This is a genomic window from Persicitalea sp., from assembly GCF_041751555.1.
In the GTDB taxonomy this organism is placed as follows: Bacteria; Bacteroidota; Bacteroidia; order Cytophagales; family Spirosomataceae; genus Persicitalea.
This window is the reverse complement of sequence record NZ_JBGSXF010000586.1, coordinates 1-7,511: the sequence shown is the minus strand read 5'-3', so window position 1 is coordinate 7,511 and position 7,511 is coordinate 1. Positions and strand designations below refer to the sequence as shown.

Annotated in this window: 10 protein-coding genes; 5 read left to right on the top strand and 5 right to left on the bottom strand. The window is 52.7% G+C overall.

Translation table 11 applies throughout. From position 1 onward, the window contains the following. Positions 1-348, top strand: a 348-nt coding sequence (locus ACEW8P_RS20770; RefSeq protein WP_373514990.1) for a Na+/H+ antiporter NhaA, incomplete at its 5' end; no start/stop codon positions are given. A 41-nt stretch (positions 349-389) separates the two neighbouring features. Here ACEW8P_RS20770 and ACEW8P_RS20765 read toward each other — a convergent pair. Beyond that, positions 390-893, bottom strand: a complete 504-nt coding sequence (locus ACEW8P_RS20765) for a dihydrofolate reductase (RefSeq protein WP_373514989.1) — start codon at positions 891-893, stop codon at positions 390-392. Between the two features lie 243 nt (positions 894-1,136). On the opposite strand from ACEW8P_RS20765, the gene ACEW8P_RS20760 reads away from it, so the two are divergent. The 4 genes from ACEW8P_RS20760 (at position 1,137) to ACEW8P_RS20745 (ending at position 5,309) form a co-directional block, all read left to right on the top strand. Beyond that, complete coding sequence (locus tag ACEW8P_RS20760; protein ID WP_373514988.1) at positions 1,137-1,496, top strand: PadR family transcriptional regulator; 360 nt, start codon at positions 1,137-1,139, stop codon at positions 1,494-1,496. 35 nt (positions 1,497-1,531) lie between these two features. After that, a complete protein-coding gene (locus ACEW8P_RS20755; protein ID WP_373514987.1) occupies positions 1,532-4,096 on the top strand; it encodes a PspC domain-containing protein in 2,565 nt (854 codons plus the stop codon). 99 nt (positions 4,097-4,195) lie between these two features. After that, positions 4,196-4,897 (top strand): head GIN domain-containing protein, encoded by a 702-nt coding sequence (locus ACEW8P_RS20750; RefSeq protein ID WP_373514986.1) that lies wholly within the window; start codon positions 4,196-4,198, stop codon positions 4,895-4,897. A gap of 109 nt (positions 4,898-5,006) precedes the next feature. After that, complete coding sequence (locus ACEW8P_RS20745) at positions 5,007-5,309, top strand: hypothetical protein (RefSeq protein WP_373514985.1); 303 nt, start codon at positions 5,007-5,009, stop codon at positions 5,307-5,309. Positions 5,310-5,312: 3 nt separating this feature from the next. Here ACEW8P_RS20745 and ACEW8P_RS20740 read toward each other — a convergent pair whose 3' ends face one another. Genes ACEW8P_RS20740 through ACEW8P_RS20725 form a run of 4 tightly spaced genes read right to left on the bottom strand, consistent with a single transcriptional unit; the run spans position 5,313 to position 7,281 of the window. Beyond that, on the bottom strand, positions 5,313-5,717 hold the full coding sequence (locus ACEW8P_RS20740; RefSeq protein ID WP_373514984.1) for a gamma-glutamylcyclotransferase: 405 nt from the start codon (positions 5,715-5,717) through the stop codon (positions 5,313-5,315). 50 nt (positions 5,718-5,767) lie between these two features. Next, the gene (locus tag ACEW8P_RS20735) at positions 5,768-6,631 is read right to left on the bottom strand and encodes an alpha/beta hydrolase (protein WP_373514983.1); all 864 of its coding nucleotides are present in this window, start codon (positions 6,629-6,631) and stop codon (positions 5,768-5,770) included. Positions 6,632-6,659: 28 nt separating this feature from the next. Continuing rightward, a complete protein-coding gene (locus tag ACEW8P_RS20730) occupies positions 6,660-6,995 on the bottom strand; it encodes a DUF86 domain-containing protein (protein ID WP_373514982.1) in 336 nt (111 codons plus the stop codon). Beyond that, positions 6,988-7,281, bottom strand: a complete 294-nt coding sequence (locus ACEW8P_RS20725; RefSeq protein ID WP_373514981.1) for a nucleotidyltransferase family protein — start codon at positions 7,279-7,281, stop codon at positions 6,988-6,990. Before ACEW8P_RS20725 ends, ACEW8P_RS20730 begins: the two co-directional genes overlap by 8 nt. Positions 7,282-7,511: the final 230 nt, after the last annotated feature.

The window sequence follows — 7,511 nt, the reverse complement described above, 5'->3', positions numbered from 1 at the left end:
GTCCTGGCCGGGGACGTGTCCGCTTTGCTGACATTGCCATTAAGTTTGGGGATCGTGGCGGGGTTATTTCTGGGAAAACCGCTGGGTATCGTGCTGTTTTCCTGGGGCGTCGTCAAGTCCGGTGGGGCCAAACTACCCGCCGGGCTGAAATGGCGGCACATTTTTGGCTTGGGCTTTACGGCGGGTATCGGCTTCACGATGTCTATCTTCATCGCCAGCCTTTCCTTCCCGGACGCAGTCCAACAAAGCAGCGCCAAGCTGGCGATCATGGTCGGAACGGTGCTTTCTGGGGTCGTAGGATTGCTATGGTTGGTGAAGGTGGAGAAGACGATGGTCCGCAACTCGTAGGGCAGAACAGGCGCACCTGCGAACCTGCGTGTTCACCACCCCTACCTAGTTCGCATAAACCGCTTCATCGAAAAAGCGTACGCATGACGCTCGTCCACCTCGTGATGATCTGAATAAATTTCCTTCCAGTCCGCCCAATCGATTTCCGGAAAGTACGCATCGCCTTCGATAGTCGCGTGTACTGTAGTCAAGTACAGCTTGTCCGCGCGCGGCAGCATTTCTTCGAAAAGGCTCACTCCGCCCAAAACAAAAACCTCGTCTTCATTTTGCAAGCTTTCCAGCGCTCCTTCCACACTACGCGCCTGCTCGGCGGGCTGGTGGTCTAGCGCCAGGTCGTCGCGCGAACTTACGACCACGTTGCGGTAGCTGGAATACAGCCCATCGGGCGATTCATAGCTTTTTCGGGCGATCAGGAAAGGCTTACCGTCGGTCGTTTTTTTGAAGTACTCCCATTCGTCAGGTAGTTTCCAGGGTAGGTGGCCGTCCTGGCCAACGCAATGGTTTTCGCTCATGGCGGCGATAATTATGATGGTGGGTGTGGTCATTTTTTGTTGTTCAAACATTCTCTGAAAATGGCTATCCTACAAAAATAACCATTCGTCCCGGCTATCCCGCCATTCATCATTAAGCCTCTCTTCAAAAATACCAAGTACCTTGCATAGCAAAGTACCTTTCCATACCTTTGTCGTGTTGCAAGTGGAGAAATGCGTTTGCATCTATTAGCCAAGAAAAAGTAAAAGAATATAGGATTAACCCCGTGCGCAAGCATACCCAAATCATGAAAAATTATGAAAGTTGAAAACGCCCAGGTGCAGATGCGGAAGGGAATCCTGGAATTCTGCATTCTGCACGTCATTTCGCGCGGCGAGGTGTACGCTTCCGACATGCTCGACGAGCTCACTTCCGCCCGTATCATGGTAGTGGAAGGTACGCTCTACCCACTGCTAACCCGGCTCAAGAATGCCGGACTTTTGGATTACAAATGGGTCGAGTCGTCGTCGGGACCGCCCCGCAAGTATTACGTACTGACCGACGAAGGCCGGGAGTTTCTGGAAGCTATGCAAAGTACCTGGCTCGGCCTGGCCGATTCGGTGCAGATGATTATCAAGAAAACCGAGGCGACCGCCGATACCACTAAAAACGCTTGACCTAAACTTTCTTCAGACATTCGATTAACATTCCCATGAAAAAGACCATCAGTATCAACATCGGCGGCGTCGTTTTCCATATCGAGGAAGACGGATACGAGAAACTCCGCGACTACCTCGGCTCGGTGCAGCGGTATTTCTCGTCCTTTGCCGATAGTAAGGAAATTCTCTCCGACATCGAAGGCCGCATCGCCGAGCGCTTCATCGCCAAGCAAAAAGCTGAAAATAAGCAAGTCATCTCGCTCGAAAACGTGGATGAACTCATTGCCGCAATGGGTACCGTAGCCGACTTCGAGGCCATTGATCAGGCTGAAGACCTGCTCACCGAGCCGCTGCAGGCAGCCTCCAGTCGCCCAGAGTCCGACTCTTCCCGGCGGGTGCCCCTCGGGCCACCTTTACCAAACCCTGACCCACCTCGCTTTGCACCCGGTGGAGCGAATTTGGGCGTAGAAGCATCGGATGCTTCGACCCCGCGCCGCCTGTACCGCGATCTGCGCCGCAAACTAGTTGGCGGGGTGGCATCGGGCATCGCCCACTACTTTACTGTGGATCCAATATGGGTGCGGCTGGCGTTTCTGGTACTGGTGGTCGGCCTCCCGATTGGCAGCGGCATGATGAACGGCAGCGACGATCTAGCCGGGTCACTAAGCGGCCTGACAGTGCTGATTTACATCGCGATGTGGATCGCCTTTCCCGGTTCTAACGCGCTGGAGGAGGACAAGAGCATTAAGAAATTTTACCGCGACCCCGACCGCAAGGTAGTGGGTGGCGTGGCAGCGGGCGTGGCTTCTTATTTTGGGGTAGATATCGGTGTCGTACGATTCGTATGGGTACTTACGGTTTTCTTTTTCGGTACGGGTTTTCTGATTTATATCGTGCTATGGGTTATTTCACCTTCGGCCAACACGCTCACCGAAAAAATGGAAATGCAGGGCGAACCTATCACCCTCACCAATATCGAAACCAATATCAAACGTGGCCTGAATCTCGAAGAATCGCCCACCACGGGCGAATCCGGCCTGACGCGGCTATTGTTGTTTCCGTTCCGCGCCATTGCGGTCATCATTAGCGGTTTGGGCAAGTTGCTGAAAGGCATCGGCCCCATCCTACGGATAGTGATCGGAGCAGTACTGGTAGCCGTGGGAGCCGCCGCCTTGCTGGGGTTGCTCGTGGGCGGTAGTGTCGGAATGACCATGCGCGATATGGTACCCTTCAATGACATTCCGCCGTTGCTACTTTTGAATGAAGCACCCTCCACCCTGATATTTTCTATCGCCCTGCTGGTAGGAATTCCCTTTCTGGTAATACTGCTGCTGGGGCTTACCCTCATCGCCAACCGTCGCGTGGCGAGCGGCACATTATGGCTAACCTTGGCCGGGTTGTGGGTTGTGGGCATCATCGGTGTGGCCACAACGGGTACCCTGTATCAGCGCAATTTCGCCCGCCGGGGTGAGGTTCAGCAAACCGACCGCTACGCTGTGTACGGCACGCCGCTGCTGGACGAGTACGACAATGACGCAGAAAACGGCAATAATTGGGACGTTAGACTGATGATCGAGGGGTACGCAGGTGATAGCATTCAGGTGGAAAGAGAAACCACGGCCCGAGGTCGCTCGACGGAGGATGCCCGACGCAACGCGATGGATCTGAGCTACCGCATCGTGCAGAAAGACTCGGTGCTGCGCTTCGATGAAGAACCCACGCTGGCCCCCGGCGGTAAGTTTCGTGACCAGGAAGTTCGGCTGCGATTACTTATGCCCTACGACCGCCCGTTCGTGATGACGCGTAATTTCTTTTACCGTAAAATTTCCAACTGGGAAGTAAGGGATCAATACCGCGAACTCGACCGTAGTGGCGACCGCGAAGACTGGCGGAAACTCCGCTGGGCCGTCAAACGCGACTCCGGGCTGGTCTGCCTGAACCTGCCCGAAAAGTACCGCCAGGAGAAAGGAGACAGCGAAAATGGCCAGGACGAGTACGATGGCGATAGGGGTGATATCCTTGGTGCGTTGTCATTGGGGGAGCGCGGTGATTTCGTAAAAGAATTCGACGTTCGTAATTTTCAGAAAATTGAAATTGGTGGTGCCTACGCCATCGACCTCCGGCAGGGCGACCGTTTCGCTGTCACCGCCGACGGTGATCGCGAAGATGTGGAAAGACTCACTGTATCGGTGGAGGATGGCAGACTGTTGGTCAGGAAAAAGGATGATCCCAGTATTTTCGACATCGACAATGAAAGGATCGGCTTACAAATAACGATGCCCGACCTGCGGGATTTGAAGCTTTCGGGGGCTAGCAAAGCCCGCGTCTCGGGTTTCCAAAACCTGGATCGCTTGTATGCGGAGTTATCGGGGGCCGTCGAGTCTGAATTCGACATCCGGGCCGACCGCCTGGAACTGGAAGCAACGGGAGCCTCGAATACTACCCTGAAAGGCCGCGCTCGCACGGCAAAAATATCCCTGACCGGGGCCTGCAAACTGGACGCCACCGATATGGAAATGGATGAAGCCGACGTACGTGCTGTCGGGGCCAGCAGAGCCGAAATGGGCAAAGTGCGGCGCATGAGCAAAACGTCCATTGGCGCGAGTAAAATCGACTAGTGTCAATAAAAACCAAGGGCTGAAGCAACATTTCAACGGCTTCGTGCATCTCTTGGACAGAATAACCTCTTAACCCTTTTACCAAAAATAAATCAACTCATGAAAAAATTACTCCCTTTTTGTTTCCTCCTATTTGTAGCGACGTCCTGCTCCGCGCAGAGCAAAGGCCCCGAGCGCACCCGTACCCTAAAAGTATCGGACTTCTCGAAACTCGACCTGGGCAGTGCCTTCAAAATCGACGTCGAGCGGGGCAGCAGCTACCGCGTGACGGTCACGGGCAAAGAAGACGATCTCGACGACCTGGATTACGGCGTGAGCCGGGGCAGGCTGCACATCGGCTACAGGAATAACTCGTGGCGCAAAAGCCGCGAGAGTGTTCGCGTAGAAATTACGATGCCTGACCTGGACGGTGTGAATTTCTCGGGTGCCTGCAATGCCAAAGTCAAAGGCTTCCGCGGCGGACGCGGCATGAATATCGACGTCTCGGGCGCTTCTCGCGTAGAAATGGACTTCACGGCGGATAAAGTTTTCGTGGATCTTTCCGGTGCTTCGCGACTGGTTCTCATAGGCCGGGGTGATAATCTGGAAGGCGAAATGTCCGGTGCCTCGACGTTCGACGGCAAAGACTTTCCCGTCAAAGAAGCAAACATCGACGCTTCAGGGGCCAGTAAGGCTTCGGTCGTAGCCAGTTCGGCGCTACAAGCCGATGCCAGCGGAGCGAGCAGCATTCGTTATTCGGGTAGCGTCAGCCAGGTGCGTTCCAGCAGTTCAGGAGCAGGATCGGTTCGGCGGGCGAACTAAGAGAATGATGAATTGTGAGTGATGAATGATGAGATTGAATGTTTGTTTACCAGATATTCAATCTCTTTCTACAAAGACAGTTATGCGATTTTCAAAAAGTGAAGTGAAAATGAACCGGGGAGAAGCGATTGACAAAGTCAGGGCGTATCGTCTTTTGTTGCAGGATCACTTCCAGCTCGAGAGCGTGTACCTCTACGGAGCCTGCGCCAGCGAAAACTACGCCGGTGAGGGTAACATCGACGTGGCCGTGGTGGTCGACCGGGTTAAGGGCGATTACTTCTCGGTGAGCCCGCTGCTGTGGCAGTTACGTAAGAAAGTCGACACCCGCATCGAGCCAATTCTGATCGAGAAAGCTTTCGACGATGCCGTCGTTTTGGGGGAGGTAATCAAGCACGGCATCGAAATCGTTTAAACCTCACTCTACGGCTCTGAATCTCCCCCCTTCGATAAGCAGCAGGTTATCAGTCGATTGGTTATAGATATACGTCCAGCAAATAAGTTCCTGTCCATTATCAAGCAGCACCGAAACCCGCCGACGCAAATACTGGCTGGTCGTTTCGTCTTCCCCTAAACCTTCGTACACATCCAGTTCGGTGATGAGTTTTTCAAAATCGAAAAGCCGATAGACCTCTCCCCAGACAAGCGTCTTGCTTTCGGGCTCGTAGATGGCGCCAGGATACCAGTCCACGCGATACAGATTTCCCAAAAAACAACCTTTTTCGACAAAATCACTTCCCGCTCGCAGCTTGGTTGCAAAAGGATTCTCAAATCCCTGCATCAATGTGCCATAGACGAAGAGGTAATTAACTTGAGCACTCATTTCTTCTTCCCTCTTTTTTTGTCACCCCAAGCGGTTGAAGGGGTCCCCTCCTACCCTTTCTCTCCCTTTTCCACAAACTTCACTATCTCCGAAAAATGCCGGTTCCACGGAAAAAAGAACTGCACGATCATCGGCACGTGCTTCTTACCTTTCAAGATTTTATAGCGCGGCTCAGGAACGAATTTCCGGTAATCACCCATAAAAGCTTCGGTACTTTTCCTGATAGATTCGTAGGTTTCACCGCCCCGGTAAATCAGCATTGGCGGCATATTTTCTTTGAGAAAGTACCTCGGCGAAGCCTTTTTCCAGTTGGCAGAATCATCCGTAAAAGTACTCATGTAAGTATGGTCGGACCCGTATTTTTTCTCCAATAGGTAGTTGTACATATCCAACCCGGCGGCGTCGATAAGCACCAATCCTGCTGTGGGGTTCGGCATAGAAAGTTCTTCAAAATACTCATCATCCAGCCCAATCAACGCAGCCAAATGCCCGCCTGCTGAATGTCCCGACAAGAACAGCCGGCCAGTATCGCCGCCGTACTTCCCGATATTCTCCACCGTCCACTGCACCGCTTTGGCAGAAGCCGTCGCCATCTCGTCGTAGTTTGCTGCCGGACTTAGCGGGTAGTCGATGACGACAGTGACGACGCCCTTCCGCGCAAAATTGCGTCCCATTGCCCAATACTGTTCCTTCCGTCCTGAGTTCCAGTTACCGCCATGAATAAAGACCAGCACTGGGCGTGGCGATTTGACCTTGCGTGGCGCGTACACGTCTAGTTTCTGTTCGGGGAATTGGGTGGTGGCGGCCTGATAAGTGAGGTTGGCGGTTTTCCTAACGGCGCAGCTTGTTATGAATAAAGCCCAGACTGACAGGGCAGCGAAGCGGAAGAAAAAGGTAGTGAGTTTGTTGATCAAAGGATTGTGGATTCTTTTACGGAGGAAGTTAAAGCTTGATAGCCGAGAATTTGTTTTCCAAATCCGGCAAATCATTCTGGATGACGTACCACAGAATTTGGTAGTCAACGCCAAAGTACCCGTGAATAAGTCGATTGCGGAAGCTAACCACACTGTGCCATGCAATAGCCGGATTGGCTTCTTGTAGAGATTTGGGGAATTGGTTAGCTGCCTCACCAATTATTTCAAAATTTCGCTCGACGGCATCTACCGTTTTCGAGTCGGCCATGAATCCATCGAAATCCAATCCTTCGGTGTAGTCTTTAATTTTACTGATAGCCAGCAAAATGTCAGCTAGGAGCAGACCCGAATCTCGCTTAGACATCGATCAAATCGGATTCAATGGCAGCATAGTAAGCTGGTTTGATGCCATTTCGTGACACGAGATCGACAGAATGGCCAAGCAGACTTTCCAGCTCCAGAGCTAAATCGAAAAACTGAAAGCCCACAGGCCGACTGAACTCCACCAGCACGTCGATGTCACTGTCCGCACTAGCCTCGTCGCGGGCGTAAGAACCAAACAGAGCCAATCTTTTAATGGGGTAACGTTCCGCCAGGGTCGAACGCGACATGGAGAGTTTTTCCAGAATTTGCTGCGACTGAACATCCATTTTGTAATTGCTTTTTTTACAAAAATAACAAAATAAAAATCATTCCTTTCCGCCCGAACCATTCCCCCCGAAAGCATTGTTACGCCCCATACGCCTTTTCCCAACTTCTCCATGAATTTCGAACTCACTTCCGAATACGTCCCCACCGGCGACCAGCCCCAGGCCATCGAGCAACTCGTGCGGGGCATCCGCGACGGCGAACCTTCCCAAACGCTGCTCGGCGTGACGGG